This is a genomic window from Paenarthrobacter sp. TAF1 (genome assembly GCF_052113825.1).
In the GTDB taxonomy this organism is placed as follows: domain Bacteria; phylum Actinomycetota; class Actinomycetes; order Actinomycetales; family Micrococcaceae; genus Arthrobacter; species Arthrobacter nicotinovorans.
Genome location: NZ_JBFRDO010000002.1, coordinates 294,806 through 318,281 on the forward strand (window position 1 = coordinate 294,806; position 23,476 = coordinate 318,281).

Here is a 23,476-nt window from a genome sequence, read left to right on the forward strand (position 1 = left end):
GGAAGCGTATGACGAGCGCCTAACACGTGTCAAGTGTCACAGGAATGTTGCTTGTGGCTCACTAACCCCGCAACGCGCGGGAGGAGCTCACATGAGGCGTCCAGCGAATTGTGGCAGTCTAGTCAGAATGAGTTCCCAGCAATTCCGCACCAGCGGGAGGTCGAGCAAACGGCCGCTTCCAGCACGCGACGCAGGCGCAGGCACAGGCTTCCTCTTCTGCCTGGCCACGGCCGCAAGCATCGTGGGCCTCGTCGCGACGTACTACTTCTTTGTGCGCACTACGCCTGGACAGTTCATCGACGAGTCGGCACTGGTCGAAGCGACAGCCCTCAGCGGAACCGCCGGCCGTGCCTCCACGGAATTCCTGGACATGCTCCCCATGCTCTCGCTGGCAATAGCCACCATCATGGTGCTCTTCGTAACGGTGGCGCGCCGCCGCTGGAAGGCCGCGGGGATCGCCGTGGCTGCATGCGTCGCCGCCAACCTGGCCACCCAAATCCTCAAATTCTTCATCCCCGACCGGCCCGACCGCGGCGTGCAGACACTGGAACTGAACTCGCTCCCGTCAGGGCACACCACCCTGGCCGCCTCCGCCGCGGCAGCCGTCTTCCTCATGGTGTCCCCACGCTGGCGTCCACTGGCTGGTTTCCTCGGAAGCACCTTCGCGGTGGCTACCGGAGTCTCCACCCTCATCAACCAATGGCACCGCCCCGCCGACGTCATCGCCGCGTTCCTGGTGGTGGGCGCAGTAATGCTGCCGGCGGGATGGCTGGTCCTGCGGACAGGCAGCACATGGAACGTGTGGAAGGGCTACGGCGAGCATTGGGCCGCCTCCCGGATCTGGGTCTGGCTCACCGTCGCCGCATTGCTGGCCGCCTTGATGGTGGCCGCCTATTCATTGCTCCAGGTGATGCCCGGACTCAGCGCGGACAGCACCATCGACTACTTCTGGGCGGGCACGGCCTTCATCGTGATCGCCGGATATCTTTCAGCGCTCGGCGGTACATGGCTGTTCGGCTTGGCGGCCCGCAAGGCCTAACCCCCTTAAGGCCTAAAGCCCCCCGTAAGGCCTAAAACCCGACGACGGCGCCCGCCCACCGAACGGCTCAGCCCTCGACAGCTTCGCTGCGGGTCCGGCGGGCCTGTTCCCGGATGAAGGCGCGGTCCTCATCCGTAAGCACCGTGCCCCCGTGTCCGTCTACGGCACCGTCCTCACCCGTCTGCCCCTTGATGATTGCCGTGACTGTCCGCGGCACGATGACACTGCCGGGATTGTTGATGAGCCATTGCTGCGTTTCGGAAGAAAGCTGATTCCAAAATTCCCTGATGTGCATAGTGATCAGCGCTGCCATTCTTGATTGGTGGGATGTGGCGGGACCCTCAATGCACTGCCTCAAACTCGGGAAATTGGCCGGGCCCTCCCATCAAGGCTACGCCCGGCAGCGGCAATCCTGACCCGGTAAGACGCAACGTTTCCGCGAATGACGTCGACGGATGTGATCGCATGCGCTAGAGTTACTCCATTCGATGGACAAACAGCGGTTAACTCCAGGAGCTCCCATGTCTTCCACTCTTAAGCACGGCCCTCGCGGTCTCAACCCGGCCGCCCCTGCCTCACGCGACCTGGTGGTCGACTTCATCCGGGTTGCCTGCATGTTCGCCGTGGTGGCCGTGCACCTGCTCATGATGGGCATCAGCGTGGACGAATCCGGCATCGGCGTCGGCAATCCGCTGACTTCCCTGAGCTGGTTTGCTCAAGGCACATGGTTCGGTCAGGTCATGCCGCTCTTCTTCATCGTCGGCGGTTTCGCCTCCTTGACCTCGTGGCGGAGCCTGCGCCGCAAGGGAGGCGATGCCGGCGACTACCTAAGGAACCGTGTGCTGCGCCTGGTTCGTCCTACGGTTGCGTTGTACGCGTTCCTCGCCATTGCGCTCTGGATTGCGACGGCGGCCGGCGTCCCGGGCGATCTGCTCACCGTGATCGCGGCAGGAGCAGGAGTACAGCTGTGGTTCCTTGCCGCCTACCTGATCTGCCAGGCCATGGTCCCCACCATGGCCAAGCTCCACGAAGCCGCGCCCTACCGGACCATCGCCGCGTTGGCCGCGGGCGCCGTCGTCGTCGATGTCCTTCGCCTGGGCCTGGAGCGCAATCCCTGGGGTTTCGACTCCAACCCGATCGGGCTGCTGAACATGGTGTTCGTTTGGGGACTGCTGCAGCAGCTTGGATTCTTCTACGCCGACGGGTTTTTCGAACGCTTTGCCCGCTGGCAGTTGGTTTTGGCTGCGCTTGGATGCTGGGCGGCGATGGCTCTGCTCACCCACGCAGGCCCGTACCCGGTGGATATGCTGACCAACCAGAACCCGCCGATGTTTCCGCTGATCCTTGTGGGCCTGGCGCATGTGCTGCTGGTCAAGGCTGCGTACCCGGCCCTGCAACGCTGCGTGCATCGTGGCTGGGTGCAGAAAGTGATGTTCGTTGTGGGCAGCCGGGCCATGACCATCTACCTGTGGCACCTGCCGTTGATCATTGCCATGTTCGGGATCGCATTGCTGCTGCGGCTTCCGTTCCCTGAGCCTGCGGGCTTGGATTGGTGGCTCAGCCGTCCCCTCTTCTATGTGGCAGCGTGGGCCCTGGTGCTGCTGGCCTCCATGCCGCTGGTCCGGCTGGAACTTGCAAGCACTGCCCTGGCCCCGGGTGCGTCGGGGCCGGCGATGTGGCGGATCATCACTGCCACTGTTCTGGCTGTCATTCCGCCCTTTGCGGTGATGCGGACGGCCCTCGACACAGCGAACGCGACGTGGGGGCTGGTGCTGCTGGTGATCGCTGTGGCATTGGTGACGGGCAAGGTGCCGGACCGGGCGTGGAAGCGTCCGCTTGCGGGACGCGTGGCTTCCTGACCTACTTTGGGGCGGGATCGGCGCCGAAACAACCTAATGGGGTTGATTTGAGGCGAGGACACGATAAAAGTTGGTAGCGAAGGCTCGCGCTTCAGTAGTTGCGGCGGTGCTTCAGCCGCGGAATTGCGACGGCGAACACCGCTGCCGCTGCGAAACCCAGTATTCCTGTGGCCCAGATGCCTGCCGAGAGCGAGACCGCAGCAGTCAGCCCCGATAACAGCACGGGTCCCCCGGTGGCGCCAGAGTCCGCGATGAAACGCCAGATTCCCAGGAAATGGCTCCGCCCGTTGTCCGGCGAGAAGTCTGCGCCCAGCGTCATGATCAATCCGGAACTGATGCCATTGCCGAAGCCGATCAGCAGTGCAACCAGGAGCAACGGGACAAAACCAGCCGTGAACGGGATCAGGATCAGTGCCGACCCCATGATCACCGTGGACGGTATCGCTACCCATTGCCGGCCCTTCCTGTCCATGAGCTTCCCCGCCGGGTAGAAGACCAGCATGTCGATCGCTCCGGACAAGCCGAACAGCAGTGAAGCATGGGTGGCGTCGAGGCCCAGATGATCGGCCCACAGTGGGATGACTACCTGGCGCGAAGCCCGCAGTGCGCTCAGCAGCAGGATGCCGAAACCGACGCTCAGGAACACCCCCGCGTGCGACACCGCTACGCTCCGCAGCGTCGACGCCGGAGGGCGCGGACCGCCGTCGGACGTGTCGGGGGCGACCAAATCCGGGATGGTGAGCGACAAGGCAGCCGCCGCCATCATTCCCGCGAACCCCACCCAGTACGCACCACTGATGCCCGCGAACTGCATCACGCCGGCACCAATGAACGGTCCAATGAAGATGCCGATCCTGGTGACACCGCCCAGAGTGGACAGCGCCCGGGCGCGGAAGATGACTGGCACGGCCTCGGTGAGGTACTTCTGCCGGGCAAGGTTGAAGACACTTGCGGACATGCCCACCAACGTCATGGACGCCGCGAGCAACCAGAGTCCGTGCTCCACCTGCGGGGCAAAAGCCGCAGCGCCCAAGGCCATGGCTCCCAAGGCACCGGCGCCAACGATTGACCACCGTTCGCCAAACTTCTCGGTGATGATCGACGCCGGAATGTTGAAGATCCACGAGCCGAGCCCAATGAGCGTCACGATCAACGCCGACACAGCCACCGAAGCGCCCAGCTCCCGGGCCGAGAGCGCAATGACCGGCAGGACCGCCCCCTCGCCTATACAGAACAGCAGAGCGGGCCCGAAGGCCGGAAGCGCAATGCTGCGAAGGCTGAAGTTCTTGTCTGCTTGGGTGGTGGTCATCCCTTTCATCCTAGAACTCGTCAAGAGCCTCACTGACCGCGCACCCTGCCTTGGGTGCGGCGCGCWGTTGTTGCGGCTCCGAAGACCGGAGCCGCAACAACTACATGCGAAGCGGAATTACCACTCGGCCCTAGCTGCGGATGGCTGCTGCCTTCCGACGACCAAGGGCGGTCAGGACCAGGCCCATCACGAGCAACGCTCCTGCCCAGAGTGCGAAGCTGCCGTCCAGTCCCGTAGCGGCCAGGGTTTTGGCATTTCCGACGGCGGTGGAAGCTGCCGCGGTCACCGAACCTTTGGTGCCAACAGCCGAGTGGACGCTGCCTGCGGTCACGATACTTCCGCCAGTGACGCTTCCGGTCACGGCGCCGGCAACGGGCTCGTCAACGCCAGGTTCTCCGCCCGTCGAGGGGCTTCCGGTGATCGGGGACTCGGCCGGAGGGGTGACTACCGGCGGGGTAACAACCGGAGGAGTAACAACCGGCGGGGTGACTACCGGAGGAGTGACGACCGGAGGGGTGACAACCGGCGGGGTAACAACCGGAGGGGTAACAACCGGAGGGGTAACAACGGGAGGTGTTACGTTACCGGCAGAACCGCCACCGATGCCTACCGAAGTCGAGCCAATGCTTACGGGGGCGGCGATCGGAACGATCACCTGGGTGCCTGCAAGGAGTCCGTCGGATCCTGACGTGGAGGCACCCGGCGTGGTGCCGGTCGTGCCGCCGGTGGAGCCGTTGGAACCGGACGAGGCTGACGAATCACCCAACAGCCCGGCCGAGGTAGCACCGAGGCTGATCGGAGCAGTAATCGGAGCAACAACCTGCGTCCCCGAACCAATGCCATCAGATCCCGACGTCGAGGCACCCGAAGCGGCAGGAGCCGAACCACCCGTGGAGCCGTTGGAACCGGACGTGGCCGAGGAATCACCCAGCACGCCAGCAGAGGTTGAACCAACGCTCACGGGAGCGGTAATCGGAGCAACAACCTGGGTCCCCGAACCAATGCCCTCGGACCCGGACGTCGAAGCACCCGAACCGGTGCCGGCCGGAGAAGCAGCTGAACCTCCACCGCTGGACGTAGCTGCAGAATCCCCAGCCACACCCACGGCAGTGGCTCCGATGTTAACAGGGACCGAAATCGGAGCCACTACCTGAGCGCCGGACGCGATACCCTCTCCCCCCGACGTTGTTGCCTGCGCGGGCGCTTGGGCCTGTGCAGGAGCTGCTGATCCTGAAGTTGCTGCCGAGTCACCGAGTACGCCGGCCGACGTCGACCCCACCGTGATGGGGACCGTCACCGGTGCGACAACCTGGGTTCCCGAGGCGATACCGTCGGCGCCGCCGGTGGTTGCTGCCGGCGTCGAACTTGTTGCCCCGGCCGGGGCGGCAGGTGTGGCTGAGCTCGCCGCAGTGGAGCCCCCCAGCAGACCCACTGACGACGAGCCCAGGTTTACGGGCACCGTTACCGGGGCTAGGACTTGCGTCCCGGATCCGATGCCGTTGGAACCGTTGGTGGTGGCTGCGGGTGCTGAACCCGAAGTTGCAGCAGGTGTGGCAGAACTGGTTGCTGCCGAGTCCCCCACCAGGCCCAAAGAGGTTGCGCCGAGGTTGATGGGCGCGGTTACTGGCGCCACCACTTGCGTGCCGGACAGAAGTCCGTCTTTGCCGCTGGTGGTATCCGCGGCGTTGGCTGCGGTGGCGCTGAGGACAATCATGCCCCCGGCAAAGCAGGTGCCGATCAGGCACTTGCGGATGGTCGTGTTCATGGTCTTTTTCTCCTGAAGGTCTTGTTCCCGGAGACGTCCGATGACGGATCGTCTGTAGTGCCGTCTGCCGCGAAAGTCGGTGCAGCAAGGCTGGGGACCTAGTCAGGAGAGGAGCCGGGATCGAATGAAACCGGCTTGGGATGTTGTTCGTCGCTGGCCGTTGCGAGGCCAGGAAGTGTGTCGGCAGGGATGATCAGGGCGGCGGCAAGGAACGCTGCCGCCGGGTTTGGCGGACCGTTGGAAGACCCGGCGGAACCGCCGCCTGCGAGGCCTGATGGGACCGTGTCGCGGTCACCCGGCAGACCGGGTTGCGTTGCCGGATCAGCGGACGACGACGAGGCGCCAAGCACCGCGGTGATTCCCGTGGGGCCGAAGCTACGGGTGGACATCACCCATGGAGAAGCATCGAGCGCGGTCCCCGCAGCCGCGGACGGTTCCGAAGGTTGGCTTTGTTCAGCCGGGGCACTTGTGGCCGGGTCAGCTGGAATTACGACGTCGGTCCCCGGCGAGGTGCCGGCGTCCAGTCCGGCCGGAGGTATTGACCCACTGGTAACGGGTGCAGCCGGGACCTCCTCCGCAGGGACGGCAACCGGAGGCACCACCACGGGTGGAAGGGTCACCGGTGGAACCACGGAATCGAGGGGTGGCAGAACAGCATCGACCACGCCCACGACCGGCTCCACCACGGGGTTGAGCACATCGGTCACAGGTTCCAGGCGCACGGTTTCCAGGGCTGAGTTCACCGGCGGGACAACGACGTCAACCGTGCGGTCCACGGTATCTGTAGCCGGAACGAGCACGGTGTTCACGACTGTTCCTGCAGTGTCCCCTTGGAGGACCTGGTTGACCACCGGCACGGCGCCTATTGCCTGGTCCACTGTGCCGCCCGCGTGCTGCACCACGGGCGTGACGGCAGGCACGGGGACGTTGAGGTGATCGGCCGGCAGCAAGCCCTTGACGGCGGCCGGCAGGGCTACGTCGGGAAGCGGAATGCTGATGGAGCTCGATGACGTCGTGCTCTCCAAGAGGTTCTTTTCGGCAGGACCCGCGTCCGCATTTGCAGCGGTGGCTGAGAGCGCCATCCAGATTGCGGTACCGGCACCCGCGACCATGACGGAGCGGAGAATGCTGGCAGCACGCGGAAAAACGCGCGAACCCCTCATCTCGACACCCCCAGGTAGTCGCGAACCATTGGTCGCCTTCATCCTAGGAAGGACTATTGGAATAGTCCATAGTCAGGAGTAAAGAAGATGAGAAATTTGTAAGGAACCTTGTTTATGACGGGTAGGAGCCTGTTTTCCCCGGACCAAAGTCTGCCGTGCCCAGCGAGGTGCGTCCTTGGGCGTTGGTTTCCTGCAGCCGCTTGATGAACCAGCGCGATTGTTCCGGGCCGTAAGGCAGCACTGGAATGGCCTTGGTGGCGTCTGAGGGCATGTCGCGGATGGACTGGGTTGCCTGGCGCACCGCCGTGCCCATGGTGTCTGCCATTGTCTTGACGAACTCGTCACTGACATGTTTTCCGTGGCCCGGGACCAGGAATTCGTAACGGTGCCTCAGCGCCGAGATGTGCCGCAGCGCATCGGCCCACTCTTCGGGATAGGAGTCCTCGAACGACGGGTGCGCACCCTGTTCCACCAGGTCACCCACGTACAGGGTGGAGCTGGTTCCTACCAGCAGGTCGCCGTCCGTGTGGGCGCGGCCCAGGTAGAACAGCGTGGCGGTGATCCCGCCGAGGTCCACCAGCACAGGCTGGTCGTGGACCAGCGCGTTCGGGACAACAATTTCGACGGCGTCGCCCTCCCCCGCTGCCATCTCGGGTTCGTTGGTGGCCACGAAGCGTCGCTGGTTGTCGGCGTCGCGTTCGATGGTGGCCGCACAGTTGGCGTGCGCCCAAAACTCGGTAACGCCGTCGTCAGCGAAAACGGCGTTACCGAAGAAGTGGTCGTAGTGCGCATGGGTGTTCACCACCACCAGCGGAAGCTGGGTCTTTTCACGAACCGCAGCAAGGATCTCACGGCCTTGGCGCGGGCCGCAGCCGGTGTCGATGACCATGGCGAGCTCAGAGCCCACCACCAGCCCGGTGTTGAGTAACGATCCCTCGGTTTCCAAGACGTAGTTGTCCGGTCCAAGTTCCAGCCAAGCTGACAATGCGTTCTCCGTATCCACTGCAATCCGGCGATGTTCAGGCCTCTACTCTACCCACGGAAAGCTGGGAGGGAGCGGAATGAACCGGCCGCCGGTGCGGGGATTTAGAGAATGGCGGTCATGACGTTCCAGCCGGCGCCGACCTGGCCGAAGCGCAGCCACCATCCGGAGCCATCGCCGGTGTACAGCAGCAGATCTCCGGCTGTGTTGCGCCCAAGGACGTCCACCTTGCCGTCGCCGTCGAAATCACCTGGAGCCTCAATGGCGTTGAAGATGTTCCAGCCGGAGYCGATTTGGCTGGTGGCCAGCCACCCTCCCGTGCCGTTCCCCGGGTAGAGCAGGAGTGCTCCGGACCCGTTGCGGGCAATGATGTCTGCTTTGCCGTCGCCGTTGAAGTCACCTACGCCGTCGATGGCCGTCATGATGTTCCAGCCGGCGCCGATCTGGCGAGGCTGCAGCCAGCCGCCGGTGCCGTTGCCCGGGTAAAGCCAGAGCACGCCGTTGCCGTCGCGGGCAATGATGTCAGCAGTTGCGTCGCCGTTGAAGTCACCTGATGCCTTGATGGAGGTCATCACGTTCCAGCCGGCACCGATCTGACGGGCGCCCAGCAGGCCGCCCCAACCGTTGCCCGGGTAAAGCCAAAGCACGCCGTTGCCGTCGCGGGCAATGACATCTGCGTAGCCGTCGCCGTTGAAGTCGCCCGGTGCCTCGATGGAGGTCATGCCGTTCCAGCCCACACCGATCTGGGTGCGGCCGCCCTTCCAGCCCCCGTAGCCGTTGCCCCGGTAAAGCCACAGGGCACCGCTGCCGTCGCGGGCAATGACGTCGCTGGTGCCGTCTCCGTTGAAGTCGGTGAGCTTCTTGTTCAGTGCTGCAGCGGGGGCGGTGCCACCGAACTTCTTCAATGCCGCGGTGGCATCCACCAGGCCCGCGCCGCATCCGGCCGAGCAGCCACCCGGCAGCGGCCTGGCCGACTCTTTGAGCTGCTGCTCCACCTGTGCAGGAGTGACGGTGCTGCCCTCGGCGGACATAAGAAGAGCTGCAACGCCCGCCACGTGGGGAGCGGCCATGGACGTTCCCTCCATCCAGGCGAAAGCGGGCTCGCCGGGCGTGGTGGTTCCGTAGTTCAGGGTGGACAAAATCCCGCGGCTCACGTCAACCGACATGTCGCCACCGGGTGCCGTGACGTCCACGGTGGGACCGTAGTTGGAGTACACGGCCCGGGCTCCGGCTTTGTCGCTGGCAGCTACGGCGACGACGTTCTGGCAGTTGGCAGGGCTGGCATCAGCCGCAGGGCGGTTGGAGTTACCTGCCGAGGCAACAACCACGGCGCCGGCGTTGTACGCAAAGTTGATGGCGTTCTGGTACGTGGTGGAGCACTCTTTGATGCCGCCCAGGCTGAGGTTAATGACCTTGGCCGGGTTGGGGTTCACGGGAGCATCAGCCACTACGCCACCTGCAGCCCAGATGATCGAATCGGCGATATCGGAGCTGTAGCCGCCACAGACGCCAAGCGCCCGGACGGGGAGAATCCTGGCACCCGGCGCAACGCCGGAGATACCGATGCTGTTGTTTCCAAGGGCCGCCACGATTCCGGCCACATGGGTTCCGTGCCATGAGGAGTTCTCGGCGGGGCTGCCGGATTCACACTCTTCCGCCGGCACCCAGTCGCCCTGGTCCGTGGGGTCGGGATCGCGGCCGTTGCCATCCCGCGCATCGGCAGCGCTGGAAATCATGTCGTAGCCGGGCAACACGTTGGCGTTGAGTTCAGGGTGGTTGGTGATGCCAGTGTCCACCACGGCCACAACTACGCCTTCGCCGTGGTTGTAGTCCCAGGCACCCGGGGTGCGGACGCCGGACAGGTTGTCCCACAGGTTCCACTGCTCCAAGTAGCCGTAGTCCTGTGAGTGCGAGGTGGGACGCATGATGTCGTCAGCCTCTGCGTAGGCCACGTTGGGATCCGCGCGAAGGGTTTCCACGAAAGCCTGGGCTTCCGTTGCCGAAAGTGCCTCATCGAGCTTGATGACGTGACCCCCGGTGGCATTTTCGCGGGAGCTCTTGGCCTGCACACCCAGCTTGGTGGCTGCTTTGTCCGCCGCGTTCTCGGCCTTCACCGCAGCGGCCTGGGCTGCGCTGTCGCGAATACCCACGATGAACTGGTCAGTGGGGGTCTCTGCCGCGGCCTTGAGGACCTTGGGGGTGCTCGGGATGATGTTGATCTGGTCAGCAGCGGCTGGCTGGACGGCCAGTCCTCCGGTGATCAGAAGCGTGGTCATGGCTAAGCCAATGGTTCTTAGAGAACGGAGTCGGGGATTATTCACTGGGCATCCTAGGGAAAATCGCGGCAGCCTTGAACGGCTGATCGCGGGCAACTGGAGACCACCAGCTGACCCCCAGGAAATTGTAAGCTGACTCTCGACTCTCCGTGCACACCGTCACATTTGTGACGGGAGCGGTGCCGGATAAAGCAGGACCAGCCCACTACAGCATCCGACGGGATGCCGTAATGGGCTGGTGCCTACCGCTAGTGACGATTAGTTGTGACGGGAAGCTGCCTTCCTGCGGGTGACCAACATCAGGACCAGCCCGAAGAGGACAAGAACCGCAGCGATCGCTACGTAGGGAGTCGCCTGGGCACCAGTGGAGGCCAGGTTCTCATCCGAGCCCTCGTTCACGGACCTGTCCGCGCAAACACCCGAATTCGAGGTTCCATTACCTGCGACGCCCGGGATTTCCTCGCAGCTGTCCTCACTCGGTGCCACGGCCGGAGTCGTCTCCGAGGGAGTTGACGTCGGCGGGGTCGTCTCCGAGGGGGTCGACGTCGCCGGAGGCGTCGGCGTCTCAACCGGCTTCGTCTCCGAAGGCGTCGGAGTCGCCGGAGGCGTCTCAACCGGCTTCGTCTCCGAAGGCGTCGGAGTCGGAGTCGGCGTCTCAACCGGCTTCGTCTCCGAAGGCGTCGGAGTCGGCGTCGGCGTCTCAACCGGCTTCGTCTCCGAAGGCGTCGGAGTCGGAGTCGGCGTCTCAACCGGCTTCGTCTCCGAAGGCGTCGGAGTCGGAGTCGGCGTCGGCGTTACCGGGATCTCGTCCACAGTGATGGTGGCCGATGCGTTGATGACCTTGGAGTCAACGTGGTTGAAGACCGCGAAAACCTGGCAGTCAGTGTCGCCGTTGTGGAACCAGTTGAGGCTGTCATCGGTAGCCGGAACCACGGAGGCGGACAGCTTCAGGGTGCCGGGCTGGTCAACCGTGACACAGAGATCGACGTCAACGGAATCGCCAACGACGGGCTGTGTGTCCACAGTCAGGAGGTTGCCTCGCAGCGTGGCGTCTGTTTCATCCGGGCACAGGGTTACGTTTCCCGTGGAGGCCGAGAGGTTGATGGGAGTACCTGCAACGTTGGTTTTCAGCGTTACCCGCGCTTCGTCGCCGACAGAAAGGGGGCCCTGGGTTGCCGGCGAAATGCCCAGCTCGGGAACGTACGGCACGGCCAGGAAGTCGAGTGTCTCCTCGATATCGTTCGGGCCCAGCTTGCTTTCATCACAGATGAGCTGGGCGTATTCCCGCAAGTTGTTGTAATCCGCGACGCACCAGGCCAGCTGCTGAACCCGGTAGCGCGACTCGGAGTCCGTATCAGAGGTGACGAATACGCTTTCGGTTCCGCTGGTGTACTGGAACCCGTTCTGAACGATGTAGGCGAAGGCGCGACGTTGGAAGTCGGTCATGCCAGAGTTCTTGTCAACGTCGTCATGAAGCGGGCGGCCATCGATGCACGACTGCAGTTCCGGGTCCGTGCAGTACATCCAGGCGCTCACTGGACCGCCGTTTGCGGGTCCTCCTTCAGCTTCGGTTGCGTACCGCACGCCGCACAGAGGAACAGTGGCATCGCCGCCGTTAGGAGCGACACCGTTGGCGGTGTACAGGGGAACGACGAGCCCGCGGTTGTAGTTGGCGAGGCTGACTCCCTCGACGGTGGTGGACGGGTCGGTCACATGTGCGGTGGTACCCGGGCAAGGTGGAGCCTCAAAGGAGGTGCTTGCAGTTGGGGGTGCCACTGCGGTTGCGGGAGTCGGCATGCCTAACTGCGCAGCAAATACCCCCGCAACCAACAGAGTTGACGCGGCCAAACCCGCGGCGAGACGTTTCAGCATTATTTCCTTCAACTTGAACTAAACGAGAACAAAGGACGGCGGCCCGCGCATCCAGCGCAGGGGGTCCCTCAGCAAGTTCGTGTTTTCAGGCCGCGTTTTGTGATGTCGAGATGCGGAAGAGTGATCAACGTCTCTTATTTGCGGGTGAGCGAACCACCACAGCTCACCCGCATTCTTTGCCTAGGTCCGGTCGTGAAGCGTGACGTGGTATCCGTCGGGGTCGGCAAAGGTGACGGTGCGACCGAACGGCCCGTCGATCGGAGCCGTGACGATTGAGTGGCCGTCACGTGCCAGGGCGTCGTGGATTTCCTGGACATCGGTGGCGTGCAACCAGATAGCGGCGCCGATGCCGGGTTGGTCGACGGATTCCAAATCAGTACCCGGGACGATGCTCCTCAGCGCGAAGGCTATGGGCCTGGTTTCGAAGACGACGGCGTGGGGCGGGCCGGCCTGCGAGCGGATAAGGCCGAGGTAGTTCTCGTAGAACGCCCGCGATGCGTCGAGATCACGGACTTGGAGGGAGATGAAATCGGGGCCGGTGACAGGCATGGTGGAACTCCTTAGTTCTATGTCAGTTATCTGACACGCATCAATGTATGTCAGAATACTGACATGAGTCAACGCGGGATCGACCTCACCACGTCACTGGGCTATCTGCTGAAGGAAGCCTCGAGCGCCCTCCGCGTCGCCATGGAGGCGGCACTTCGGCCGCTCGGGATGACCGTGACCCACTACTCGTGCCTGGAGCTTCTTGCGCAGCGCCCCGGTTTGTCGAACTCCGAACTGGCCCGTGGAGCGTTCGTGACACGGCAATCCATGAATGTCCTGCTCCAAGCACTGGAGCGGGACGGTTACGTGACGCGACCGGCAGAAGCCCGGGTTGGAAAAGTCCTGCCTACGCAGCTCACCCCCCTTGGCCGGCGAAAGCTGGAGAAGGCGACCACTGCGGTCAGGGAGGTTGAGCTCAGGATGCTGGCCGGCATGACACAAGAGGACCAATCAACAGCGCTCAGGATCCTGCGAAGCATGGTCCACTCCCTGCGCGACGACAACCAGGATGCAAACGATGCGGATCATTAGCACCCTCCGGAAAGGTGCCGCAGCCGCCGTCGTTGGTGTTCTGCTGAGCGGTTGCACCACACCCGCCGTACCGTCGCGCCCAATGGCGGCAGCTGAAGCAGCCGTGTCGGAAATCCCTGGCGCGACGTTCCAAGCGGACCGCGCGCGGAACGGTACGACGGCCTACGTCAACGCGACGCTGTCCGTAACGGAAGCCTTCGCCGGCGATCCGGCCGCGCTTCTTGACTACTCGCTGGCACAACTGGCCTCCCAGGACGAGGTGGATCGGGGACAGTTTGTGCGCCTGAAGTTTGATGGGCCGGGGCAGACGCCGGAGAAAACAAAGACACTACTGGTGTCCTTGAGGATCAATTCGGAGCAATACGGTGGCGGATCTTCGCTGGAGCTCGCCAACCAGGACCTTGACGAACGATACGGCACCTGGCCCGCGCCCCCGCCGTCGCTTCCGCCGTCGCTCCGCTCAGCGGGCTGACGACACGCATGGGCTGGGGTGCCCATCGCAGCATCGGCCCGGTCCGCCTAGGGTGGAAGGTGCCCGGGAACCTTGGGCACTTTGGGGGAAGACATGCGCAATACAAATTCACGACGGCGGCATCGCCGTCTGCTTTCGGCTACGGCAATCGTTGTGCTCACCGCAGTTACGGCCGGCGGGCTGGCAGGATGCAGGGTTGAAAAGCGGCCGGCGCCGCCGTACCCGACCGTCGAATGGCAGGGGGCTGCACCCACAGGACCGCTGGAGTCCGACCCGTGGGTACAGGCCACAAGGGACTTCCTCGAAGCAGAAGCCGTGGCCCGCAACATCAACGATTTCTCGATACCTGAACTCGTCAAAACGGCGGGCAGGGATATGCGGAGCCGTGCAGCGAGACCGGCATTCGACGACGTGAAACAGAGACGGCGCCCGGACATCCTTCCCGGGCCAACGCCGTTCTTGCCCCTCTCTGTGACCCCCAACTTCCGGGGCGACCCGAACCGGGCAGCTGTCAGGGGGTGCAGAGCAACTGCGTGGTCTTCGGAAAAGGGAGAAGTGCCTTCCCAGCTGAAGGGCCACGGCGTCGAGTACCGGATGGAACGGCTGGCTGACGGCACCATGCGGGTGGAATCCTCAGCGAGCGTCCCGGCTTTGGACTGCGCCGATGCCATGCTTCCCGTGTCATTGTTCGCCCCAGCGCCGGAGCCCTCAGACGTCACCGATGTTAAGGACATCGTGATCGCCGAGCGCGCCGACATTGATCCGCCCGGCAAATGAGGGGTCAACACCCAGGAGCGGGCATGGCCGTCATGTTGCTCTGCGCAGCGTCGCTCGCCGGATGCACAGTGCCCGGCGATGGGGGCCGATCTCGCGGCCCGATACGGCGAGAGGCCGGGTGCGGCCCCTACGGTAAATCAAGAGATTCTCCGACGTCCCATAGCCCTTGGATAGCGAGCAAGCGTCCCACCCAAGGGCGCGGGACGTGAGCAAGCGTCCGGCCCAAGGGCGCGGGACGTGAGCAAGCGTCCGRCCCAAGGGCGCGGGACGTGAGCAAGCGTCCGACCCAAGGGCGCGGGACGTGAGCAAGCGTCCGACCCAAGGGCGCGGGACGTGAGCAAGCGTCCCGCCCAAGCCCTAGGGACGTGAGCGAGCGTCGAGGGGTTACATGTCTGCCAACGCGCCGCCCGGGTTCTCGATCGCGTCGGCCACGTAGCGCAGGAAGCCTGCGGCGGTTTCGCCGTCGCACACCCGGTGGTCGAAAGCCAGGGTCAGTTCGGTGACCTTGCGGACAGCCAGCTCTCCGTTGACCACCCAGGGCTTGTCGATGATGCGGCCGACGCCGAGCATCGCAACTTCCGGATAGTTGATGATCGCGGCCGAGCCGTCCACGCCGAACACACCGTAGTTGTTCAGCGTGAAGGTGCCGGAGCCCAGTTCCGTAGGGGTCGCCTTTCCGTCGCGTGCGACGGCGGTGAGTCGCCGGATCTCTGCGTCCAGCTCGCGTGCGCTCATTCCGTGGGCGTTGCGCACCGACGGGACCACGAGTCCGCGGTCAGTCTGGGCGGCGAAACCGAGGTTGATTCCATCGAAGCCCACGATTTCCTGGGAGCCGTCGGCTGCGGTTTCAAAGCGCGTGTTCAGGGCCGGGTACTTTTTTAACCCAGCCGTGACAAAACGAGCGATGAAGGCCAGCAGGCCGGGGGTGTCGTGCGGAGCGCGCTTCTTGAGCTCGGCCCGCATCTCCAGGAGCGCGGTTGCGTCCACATCCACCCATACCGTGGCTTCGGGGATCTCCGAGCGGCTCTTCGTCATGTTCGCAGCCACTGCCTTGCGGACTCCACGGACAGGCGTCCGGGCAGACACAGCCAAACCGGTGCGGCCATCAACGGCCCCCGCAGCAGCAGAAGCAACAGCAGGAGCAGGAGCCTCAGCAATAGGCGCAGCAGCAACAGGAGCCTCCGGCGCGGAAATCGCAGCTTCAACGTCCCTGCGCATAATCAGCCCGCTCGCGCCCGAACCCTCAATCGAGTCAAGGGAAACACCGTGATCCCGCGCCATCTTCCGTACCAGCGGCGAGATGACGGCACTGAGTTTGCCCGGGATGCGCGTCCCGGCCACAGCCGGTTCTAAGACAGGTTCAGCGGGCCGGTCGACGACGGCGACACTCGCCTTGCGCGGGCGGGTACGGCCGCCGGTCGCTCCCCCGGGCGTGCCGTAGCCGATCAGTACATTCCCGGAGCCGGCCTTTTCCTCGGTCCGGTACGTCTCAGCTGCGGCATCCACGGCGGGCGACGCCTCAATCCCGGAGGACAGGGCAGCCGGAGCCGCGGCAGCGGGCGAACCCGAGGCCGCACCAGCGCGGGCGATCGAGATCAGCGGCTTGCCGACGTCGAGCGTTTGGCCGGCTTCCCCGTGCAGCTCGGCGACGGTACCGGCGTAAGGCGAGGGCACCTCAACCATGGACTTGGCGGTTTCAACCTCGGCGATGGGCTGGTCGACCACGATCTCGTCACCGACGGCGACGAGCCAGTTCACCAGTTCGGCTTCGGTGAGTCCTTCGCCGAGGTCGGGCAGTTTGAAGACCTGCATATCTGAACTCATGGTTAGTCCTCCCACTGAAGGTCGTCGACGGCGTCGAGGATGCGGTCGACGCTTGGCAGGTAGTAGTGCTCCAGCTTGGGAGACGGGAACGGGACGTCGAAGCCGGTCACGCGGAGGATGGGCGCGGCCAGGTAATGGAACGCGCGTTCCTGGACGCGGGCCACGATCTCGGAGGACACGGAGGCGAAGCCGTGCGCTTCGGCGATGACGACGGCGCGTCCCGTCTTGCGTACGGACGCACAGACGGTCTGGTCGTCGAAGGGGACGAGGGTGCGGACGTCGATGACTTCGAGCGAACGTCCCTCTTCGGCTGCAGCGGCCGCGGCGGCGAGTGCGGTGGGAACGGACGGTCCATAAGCGATGAGCGTGGCGTCCGTGCCGGGACGGGCGACAGCCGCGCGGCCCTCGGTGGAGGTTCCGGCGTCGTGCTCTGCGCGTAGGGCACCCAGGTCCACCTGGTCCTTGGACCAGTAGAGCTTTTTGGGTTCCATGAACATGACGGGGTCATCGGAGTCGATGGCTTCGCGGAGCATGCGGTAGCCGTCGGCGACGGTGGCCGGGGTGTAGACCTTCAGGCCTGCGGTGTGGGCGTAGTAGGACTCGGAGGAGTCGCAGTGGTGCTCCACTCCCCCGATACCGCCGGCGTAGGGAACACGGATGACCATGGGCATTTTGAGCTTGCCTTTGGTGCGGTTGTGCATCTTGGCGACGTGGCTGACGATCTGTTCGAAGGCCGGGTAGGCGAAGGCGTCGAACTGCATCTCGATGACCGGGCGCATGCCGTTGATGGCCATGCCCACAGCCATGCCGACGATGCCTGATTCTGCGAGCGGGGTGTCGAAGCAGCGCTGCTCGCCGAATTCGGCCATGAGGCCGTCGGTGATGCGGAAGACGCCACCGAGCATGCCGACGTCCTCACCGAAGACCAGCACGGAGGAGTCCGCACGCATGGCGTCGGCCATGGCGGTGTTGAGAGCCTTGGCCATGGTGAGGCTCTGCGGGCCGGTTGCCTCGGCGGTGGCCGCAGCGGAAGCGGCGGCGCTGGCGGTAGCCGCGCTGACGTTGGCGGTGGCGGTGGTGACGGTCATTTTGCGCCCTCCTCGCGGGCAAGTTCACTGGCGAGCATGTCTGACTGCTCCTTCAACTGCGGCGTGGGCTTGGCGAAGACGTACTTGAAGAGGTCCAGCGGCTGCACCGGGACGTCCTCGCCCAGGCCTTCGCGGAGCTGGGTGGCGACGGCCTCTGCATGCGAAGCGATGCGGTTGCTGGCGTCGTCGTCCAACAGGCCCTTGTCCGTCAGGTAGGACTTCATGCGGGTCAGCGGATCCTTTGCCTGCCATTCGGCCACTTCGCTGTCGGGACGGTAGCGGGTGGCGTCGTCGGCGTTGGTGTGGGCCTGCATGCGGTACGTGTGGGCCTCGATCAGCAGCGGGCCGGAACCTTCGCGGGCCAGCTTCACCGCCCGGTCCATCACGGCGAGCAGCGCGACGAGGTCGTTGCCGTCAACGCGCTCACCTGCCATGCCGTAGCCGACAGCCTTGTGGGCCAGCGAGGGCGCCACGGACTGGTGGCTGAGCGGTACGGAGATGGCGTACTTGTTGTTCTGCACGAAGAAGATGACGGGCAGGTGGAAGACGGCGGCGAAGTTCAGTGCCTCGTGGAAGTCGCCTTCGCTGGTGGCGCCGTCGCCGCACATGGCCATCACTACCGTGTTTTCACCGCGCAGCTTGGCGGCATGGGCAACGCCCACGGCGTGCAGCAACTGGGTGGTCAGCGGGGTGCACTGGATGCCGACGTTGTGCTCTTTGGGGTCGTATCCACCGTGCCAGTCGCCGCGGAAGATGGTCATCACCTCTACGGGGTCTACCCCGCGGGTCATGACGGCGACGGCGTCGCGGTAGGTGGGGAACAGCCAGTCACCTTCGCTGAGGCACATGGCAGCTGCCACCTGGCAGGCTTCCTGGCCGTGGCTCGAGGGGTAGACGGCCATGCGGCCCTGCCGGACGAGCGCCGAGTTCTGGTCGTTGACGCGGCGTCCGACGACGAGCTGCTCGTAGGCGGCCATCAGTTCAGAGTCGCCGGGCGTGGGGTACTCGTGGCCGGGTTCGGTGCCTTGTTCGTCATGGGGGCGGAGGGTGCCGTCCGGGTTCACCATTTGGATCTGGTGCCGGGCGGGAAGCATGTAGTCCTCAACGCTGATGCCGAATTTTGTCCGAACGTCAGCAGCCTGGTCCTCTACAACCGTTTCCGGCGCAGAGTGGTCTGCGTGGATCGTCATTGGTCCGTCCTTCTCTAGCCACTATGTGCTTCCAGTATGTTCCCCGCTGAAGTTTCGTATCCAGCTTTCCGCTGAATCATGGAAGACCTTGCCTAAACTGGGTATTCTGAAAGACGAATTGCAATTGTGAGCTGGGTTACGCGCCTGTGCTGTAGACGAATTGGAGAGCCCATGAGCGAGGCCGAGGCGGAGCAGACCGCCATACCGCTGGACAGTGTGGACCGCGACATCATCCGCGAGCTCACCACGGACGGGCGCATGTCCATCACGCAGGTGGCCGAGAACGTGCACATCAGCCGGGCCCACGCGTATTCCCGCATTGCGCGGCTCACTGGCGAGGGCGTGCTGACCAAGTTCACGGCCCTGGTGGATCCGATCAAAGCCGGCCTGCGATCGTCCGCGTATGTGACGTTGAAGGTGCAGCAGCATTCCTGGCGGGAGTTGAAGGAACAGCTGCGGGCCATCCCGGAGATCCACCACATTGCCTTGGTGGGCGGCGACTTCGACGTCATCCTGCTAGTCCGCGCCACCGACAACATCCACCTCCGCCGTGTGATCTTCGATCAGCTGCAGTCCATGGAGGGCATCCTGGATACCCAGACTTTCCTGGTGTTCGAAGACGTTGATACCCGGTGACGTTCCGACGGAAAGTCACCTGGACGGTTGTCGCTGCCATGCTCGCAGGGCTGTTGTGGCTGATGGCCGCCTACCAGCTGTTCCACAACCCGCCCCACGCCACTCCCCAGCGGACCGACGCGATTGTGGTGTTGGGCGGCATGAGCAGCGAACGCCTCCCGGAGGGCTTGGCTTTGCGGGAGCAGTTGGACATTCCGGACCTGGTGGTGGTCACCACGGGATTGCCCGCCAACGCCGGTTCGGATCAGTTTTGTGAAGCGCACGACGGCGATGCTCACCTTTACTGCTTCCGCCCGGATCCGCTGAACACCAGGGGTGAAGCCGCCCATCTGCGGGACCTTGCCGCGGAGCGCGGCTGGAAGTCGGTGACTGTGGTGACGTCCGACTATCACCTGCTCCGGGCAGGCACCTTGATGAAGCAATGCATAGCCGCTGACGTGCACATGGTGGGCACCAAACCGCAGCTCTCCCCCGCCGGTTGGCTGTGGCGGTTCGTGGTGGAAACAGGTGGGCTGTTCGATGTCTGGCTACGCCCTGAATGCTAAGGGTTCTGGTGAATTCTGCTTGCTTGTGAACGGCTAGGATTGCACTAGTTTCGGGCGCCTTCGGGCCGGTCTTTTTGGGGGAAAACGTGCACACCATCATGCCTATCTTTGGGACCCGACCGGAAGCCATCAAGATGGCGCCGATTGTCCGTGCACTGATGGAGTCGGAGCTCTTCGAGTGCGTAGTGACGGTCACGGGCCAGCACCGGGAAATGCTGGATCAGGTCAACGAGCTTTTTGGGATCACCCCGGACCACGACCTCAACATTCTTCAGCCGGGCCAGTCCCTGACGGACATCATGACCCGCACCATGAGTGGGCTCGACTCCCTGTTTGCTGCTGGAAAGCCGGATGCGGTGATCGTCCAGGGTGACACCACTACCTCAACTGCCGGCGCCATCGCCGCTTTCTATCACGGCATTCCCGTGGTCCACGTGGAGGCCGGCCTCCGCAGCGGGAACCTGCTCTCCCCTTTCCCGGAAGAAGCCAACCGGAAGATCACCAGCCAGATCGCTTCCCTGCACCTGGCTCCGACCACTACCAGTCGGGCCAACCTGCTGGCCGAGGGTGTTGCGGCTGCAGACATCGTGGTCACCGGAAATTCAGTGATCGACGCATTGCTGACCACCGTGGACAAGCAAGTGCCGTTCTCTGACCCTGCGTTGGAGTCGCTTGCTGTGAGTGGCCGCCGCATCCTTCTGGTCACCACGCACCGCCGCGAGAACCAAGGTGATGCCATGCGCGGAGTGGGCCGGGCCCTTGCCCGGATCGCCGACGCCGAGCCCGAACTGACGATCGTTCTGCCTGCGCACAAGAACCCCGTGGTCCGTGAAGCCGTGTTACCTGCGTTGGAAGGGAAGCCGAACGTTCTGGTTACGGAGCCTTTGGCCTACGGCGAGTTCACCCGCATGCTCTCCCTGGCCCACGTTGTCCTGACCGACTCGGGCGGAGTCCAGGAAGAAGCACCGAGCCTGGGCAAGCCTGTGCTGGTGATGCGCGACAACACCGAACGCCCCGAAGCCGTGGAAGCCGGCACCGTTGCGTTGATCGGCACGGACGAGGAGCGGATTGTGGCCGAGGTGAGCCGACTGCTGAATGATGAGTCGCACTTCGAGGCGATGGCGAATGCTGTTAATCCGTATGGGGATGGGTTGGCTTCGGAGCGGACAATCGCTGCGATTGCTGAGCTGTTGGGTGTGGGCAGCCGCGTGGAAGAGTTCGGGATGGAGCGGGTGGTTTAGGCGGGGAAGTTCGTGTGAAAGTCCAAGCGTAGAGCCCTCGAAAGAGTTCTTTGTAGCCAGCCGGCTTCGGCCTGGCTGGGGCCGGGTCAGTAAACGTGCCGGTTGCGCTTATTGGATGGCATTAGCGCACGAAGTAGCTCGTCAACCGCAATGATGGGGATCAGCACGAATGCCGTCGAGATGGACAGCGTCGTCCACCCTGCGTCCTTGAGTAGCTCGACGCCCTTTCGATTCGCATGCTGCGGTGGTTCCGAACCAGGATCTATTAGCGTGATCATGCTCTGACCCTAGAAACTTTTGAGACAAAGCACCCGAGTAGTTAGTACTTGTCTTTTCCGGTCTAACTACTTGGTCGCCGCGTCAGCACTCCCAACATTAAGTGCCGCGTCTGCCCCGGTTCGCGGGCCTAGTGGACGGGCACAGAACTCGTGTCAAGCTGCTTTGCGTCAAGAAGGCCCAGCAAGTAGGTACCGTATCCGCTCTTCACCAGCGGTTCAGCCCGCTCACGCAATTCATCGTCAGTGAGGAATCCTGAGCGCCAAGCGATTTCCTCTGGCGATCCGACCTTCAGACCTTGGCGATTCTCCACAGTGCGGATGAAGTTGGAAGCATCACTCAAATCCTCAAAGGTCCCTGTGTCGAGCCATGCGGTTCCCCGTCGCAGCACTTCTACCTGAAGCTTGCCTCGTTCGAGATAGGTTCTGTTGACGTCAGTAATTTCGAGCTCGCCACGATCCGATGGCTTGAGGTTCCGGGCGATTTCCACAACGTCGTTGTCGTAGAAATAGAGACCAGGAACGGCGTAGTTACTCTTTGGGTTTTCGGGCTTTTCCTCCAACGACACCGCCCTGCCGTTCTGATCAAACTCGACCACACCATATGCCTTCGGATCCTTGACCCAGTATCCAAAGACAGCACCTCCGTCCACCTCTGCGTATCGGCGCAGTTGGGTGCCCATACCCTGTCCGTAAAAGATGTTGTCTCCAAGAACCAGCGCGACCGTCTCACCGCCGATGTGGTCCGCACCCAGTGTGAACGCCTGCGCCAGGCCATCCGGAGAGGGCTGCTGCACGAAACTCAGGTTCACACCGAAGCGAGAACCATCCCCGAGGAGCCGTTGGAACTGCTCGGCATCATGAGGGGTGGTGATAATCAGAATGTCGCGGATCCCGGCCAGAATAAGCGTCGACAGGGGGTAATAAATCATCGGCTTGTCGTACACCGGCACAAGCTGTTTACTGATGCCGAGGGTGATCGGGTGTAGTCGCGATCCAGTTCCCCCAGCCAAGATGATTCCTCGCATGAACAGATCATTCCGTGTTCCTATGGGCATCCGCAAACCCGTAAGGTTATGCGTCATGGGTCAGATACTCGTAACCGGCGGCGCCGGCTTCATAGGTTCAAACTTTGTTCACTTTCTTGTTGAGAACACGGAGCATTTCGTCACGGTTCTTGACAAACTGACATACGCGGGGAACAGGGCATCGCTTGAGGGCCTCCCAGAAAGTCGCGTCAATCTGGTCCAGGGTGACATTGCTGACGCATCAGTTGTGGAGGATCTTGTCCGCAGACATGATGTGGTGGTTCACTACGCAGCGGAGTCGCACAATGACAATTCTCTCCACGATCCACGCCCGTTCCTGGACACCAACATCATCGGCACCTACACGTTGATAGAAGCTGCGCGTAAGTACGACAAGCGCTTCCATCACATCTCCACAGATGAAGTCTACGGAGATCTGGAACTCGACGATCCCGCAAAGTTTACGGAAAACACGCCCTACAACCCTTCGAGCCCTTACTCATCCACGAAGGCCGGGTCAGACCTCCTTGTCCGAGCATGGGTGCGATCATTTGGCCTTCAGGCCACGATCAGTAACTGCTCAAATAACTACGGCCCGTATCAGCATGTCGAAAAATTCATACCGCGGCAGATAACGAACATCATCGATGGCGTGCGACCTAAGCTCTACGGCAAGGGCGAGAACGTCCGGGACTGGATCCATGCCAATGACCATTCCTCTGCGGTGTTGGCCATTATCGAAAAGGGCCGCATCGGCGAGACCTACCTCATTGGCGCGGACGGCGAAAAAAACAACAAGGATGTCGTAGAGCTAATCCTTGAGAACATGGGTCAAAGCCGTCACGCTTATGACCATGTGGTCGACCGCCCTGGCCACGATCTTCGATACGCCATCGATTCCTCCAAACTACGCCGCGAACTCGGCTGGGTGCCCCAGTACTCCGATTTCGAGTCGGGCATCAAGAGCACCATCGAGTGGTACCGCGAGAACGAAGCTTGGTGGCGTCCCCAGAAATCAGCGACCGAAGCCAAGTACCAGGAACAGGGTCAATAAG

Annotated in this window: 21 protein-coding genes; 9 read left to right on the plus strand and 12 right to left on the minus strand. The window is 63.2% G+C overall.

The annotated features are described in order from the left end of the window. Nucleotides 1-127 precede the first annotated feature (127 nt). Nucleotides 128-1,039, plus strand: coding sequence for a phosphatase PAP2 family protein (locus tag AB4Y81_RS03495; protein WP_064721517.1), 912 nt, complete (start codon nucleotides 128-130; stop codon nucleotides 1,037-1,039). 67 nt (nucleotides 1,040-1,106) lie between these two features. Here the strand turns inward: AB4Y81_RS03495 and AB4Y81_RS03500 are convergent, their stop codons facing one another. Then, entirely contained in the window at nucleotides 1,107-1,352 is a 246-nt protein-coding gene (locus AB4Y81_RS03500; protein ID WP_082924569.1) for a hypothetical protein, read from the minus strand. A gap of 208 nt (nucleotides 1,353-1,560) precedes the next feature. Between AB4Y81_RS03500 and AB4Y81_RS03505 the strand changes: the two genes are divergently transcribed. Continuing rightward, complete coding sequence (locus AB4Y81_RS03505; protein ID WP_441995278.1) at nucleotides 1,561-2,898, plus strand: acyltransferase family protein; 1,338 nt, start codon at nucleotides 1,561-1,563, stop codon at nucleotides 2,896-2,898. A 91-nt stretch (nucleotides 2,899-2,989) separates the two neighbouring features. Here the strand turns inward: AB4Y81_RS03505 and AB4Y81_RS03510 are convergent, their stop codons facing one another. The 7 genes from AB4Y81_RS03510 to AB4Y81_RS03540 form a co-directional block, all read right to left on the minus strand. Continuing rightward, on the minus strand, nucleotides 2,990-4,207 hold the full coding sequence (locus AB4Y81_RS03510; protein ID WP_018776857.1) for an MFS transporter: 1,218 nt from the start codon (nucleotides 4,205-4,207) through the stop codon (nucleotides 2,990-2,992). Between the two features lie 130 nt (nucleotides 4,208-4,337). Continuing rightward, complete coding sequence (locus AB4Y81_RS03515; protein ID WP_441995280.1) at nucleotides 4,338-5,972, minus strand: beta strand repeat-containing protein; 1,635 nt, start codon at nucleotides 5,970-5,972, stop codon at nucleotides 4,338-4,340. A 98-nt stretch (nucleotides 5,973-6,070) separates the two neighbouring features. Continuing rightward, entirely contained in the window at nucleotides 6,071-7,135 is a 1,065-nt protein-coding gene (locus AB4Y81_RS03520) for a hypothetical protein (protein ID WP_441995282.1), read from the minus strand. A gap of 112 nt (nucleotides 7,136-7,247) precedes the next feature. Continuing rightward, on the minus strand, nucleotides 7,248-8,120 hold the full coding sequence (locus AB4Y81_RS03525) for an MBL fold metallo-hydrolase (RefSeq protein ID WP_227453550.1): 873 nt from the start codon (nucleotides 8,118-8,120) through the stop codon (nucleotides 7,248-7,250). A 101-nt stretch (nucleotides 8,121-8,221) separates the two neighbouring features. Next, entirely contained in the window at nucleotides 8,222-10,393 is a 2,172-nt protein-coding gene (locus AB4Y81_RS03530; protein WP_441995283.1) for a S8 family serine peptidase, read from the minus strand. A gap of 258 nt (nucleotides 10,394-10,651) precedes the next feature. Then, nucleotides 10,652-12,106, minus strand: a complete 1,455-nt coding sequence (locus tag AB4Y81_RS03535) for a hypothetical protein (protein WP_441995284.1) — start codon at nucleotides 12,104-12,106, stop codon at nucleotides 10,652-10,654. Nucleotides 12,107-12,445: 339 nt separating this feature from the next. Next, nucleotides 12,446-12,814, minus strand: coding sequence for a VOC family protein (locus AB4Y81_RS03540; protein ID WP_110503768.1), 369 nt, complete (start codon nucleotides 12,812-12,814; stop codon nucleotides 12,446-12,448). 63 nt (nucleotides 12,815-12,877) lie between these two features. Here AB4Y81_RS03540 and AB4Y81_RS03545 point away from each other — a divergent pair, with 63 nt between their 5' ends. From AB4Y81_RS03545 to AB4Y81_RS03555, 3 genes are all read left to right on the plus strand, one after another. Beyond that, nucleotides 12,878-13,345 carry a MarR family winged helix-turn-helix transcriptional regulator gene (locus AB4Y81_RS03545; RefSeq protein ID WP_110503767.1) on the plus strand — a complete coding sequence of 156 codons (468 nt, stop codon included), beginning with the start codon at nucleotides 12,878-12,880 and terminating at the stop codon, nucleotides 13,343-13,345. Beyond that, the gene (locus tag AB4Y81_RS03550; RefSeq protein ID WP_441995285.1) at nucleotides 13,332-13,817 is read left to right on the plus strand and encodes a hypothetical protein; all 486 of its coding nucleotides are present in this window, start codon (nucleotides 13,332-13,334) and stop codon (nucleotides 13,815-13,817) included. Before AB4Y81_RS03545 ends, AB4Y81_RS03550 begins: the two co-directional genes overlap by 14 nt. Nucleotides 13,818-13,910: 93 nt before the next feature. Beyond that, the gene (locus tag AB4Y81_RS03555) at nucleotides 13,911-14,594 is read left to right on the plus strand and encodes a hypothetical protein (protein ID WP_416428503.1); all 684 of its coding nucleotides are present in this window, start codon (nucleotides 13,911-13,913) and stop codon (nucleotides 14,592-14,594) included. 384 nt (nucleotides 14,595-14,978) lie between these two features. Here AB4Y81_RS03555 and AB4Y81_RS03560 read toward each other — a convergent pair whose 3' ends face one another. From AB4Y81_RS03560 to pdhA, 3 genes are read right to left on the minus strand one after another with little or no spacing between them, the layout of a single operon-like run. Beyond that, the gene (locus AB4Y81_RS03560; protein ID WP_441995286.1) at nucleotides 14,979-16,418 is read right to left on the minus strand and encodes a dihydrolipoamide acetyltransferase family protein; all 1,440 of its coding nucleotides are present in this window, start codon (nucleotides 16,416-16,418) and stop codon (nucleotides 14,979-14,981) included. A gap of 2 nt (nucleotides 16,419-16,420) precedes the next feature. After that, nucleotides 16,421-17,506: an alpha-ketoacid dehydrogenase subunit beta gene (locus AB4Y81_RS03565; protein WP_441995288.1), complete on the minus strand. Its 1,086-nt coding sequence runs from the start codon at nucleotides 17,504-17,506 to the stop codon at nucleotides 16,421-16,423. Further along, complete coding sequence (pdhA, locus tag AB4Y81_RS03570) at nucleotides 17,503-18,696, minus strand: pyruvate dehydrogenase (acetyl-transferring) E1 component subunit alpha (RefSeq protein WP_441995290.1); 1,194 nt, start codon at nucleotides 18,694-18,696, stop codon at nucleotides 17,503-17,505. The genes AB4Y81_RS03565 and pdhA overlap by 4 nt, the downstream gene beginning before the upstream one ends. A gap of 171 nt (nucleotides 18,697-18,867) precedes the next feature. Here pdhA and AB4Y81_RS03575 point away from each other — a divergent pair, with 171 nt between their 5' ends. From AB4Y81_RS03575 to wecB, 3 genes are all read left to right on the plus strand, one after another. Beyond that, entirely contained in the window at nucleotides 18,868-19,332 is a 465-nt protein-coding gene (locus AB4Y81_RS03575; protein WP_441995291.1) for an Lrp/AsnC family transcriptional regulator, read from the plus strand. Further along, nucleotides 19,329-19,877, plus strand: a complete 549-nt coding sequence (locus tag AB4Y81_RS03580) for a YdcF family protein (protein ID WP_441995293.1) — start codon at nucleotides 19,329-19,331, stop codon at nucleotides 19,875-19,877. Before AB4Y81_RS03575 ends, AB4Y81_RS03580 begins: the two co-directional genes overlap by 4 nt. 98 nt (nucleotides 19,878-19,975) lie before the next feature. Continuing rightward, nucleotides 19,976-21,118, plus strand: a complete 1,143-nt coding sequence (gene wecB, locus AB4Y81_RS03585) for a non-hydrolyzing UDP-N-acetylglucosamine 2-epimerase (protein ID WP_064721791.1) — start codon at nucleotides 19,976-19,978, stop codon at nucleotides 21,116-21,118. Between the two features lie 406 nt (nucleotides 21,119-21,524). Here wecB and rfbA read toward each other — a convergent pair whose 3' ends face one another. Continuing rightward, the gene (gene rfbA, locus AB4Y81_RS03590; protein ID WP_441995295.1) at nucleotides 21,525-22,421 is read right to left on the minus strand and encodes a glucose-1-phosphate thymidylyltransferase RfbA; all 897 of its coding nucleotides are present in this window, start codon (nucleotides 22,419-22,421) and stop codon (nucleotides 21,525-21,527) included. 55 nt (nucleotides 22,422-22,476) lie between these two features. Here rfbA and rfbB point away from each other — a divergent pair, with 55 nt between their 5' ends. After that, a complete protein-coding gene (gene rfbB / locus AB4Y81_RS03595) occupies nucleotides 22,477-23,475 on the plus strand; it encodes a dTDP-glucose 4,6-dehydratase (RefSeq protein WP_039242636.1) in 999 nt (332 codons plus the stop codon). Nucleotide 23,476 lies beyond the last annotated feature (1 nt).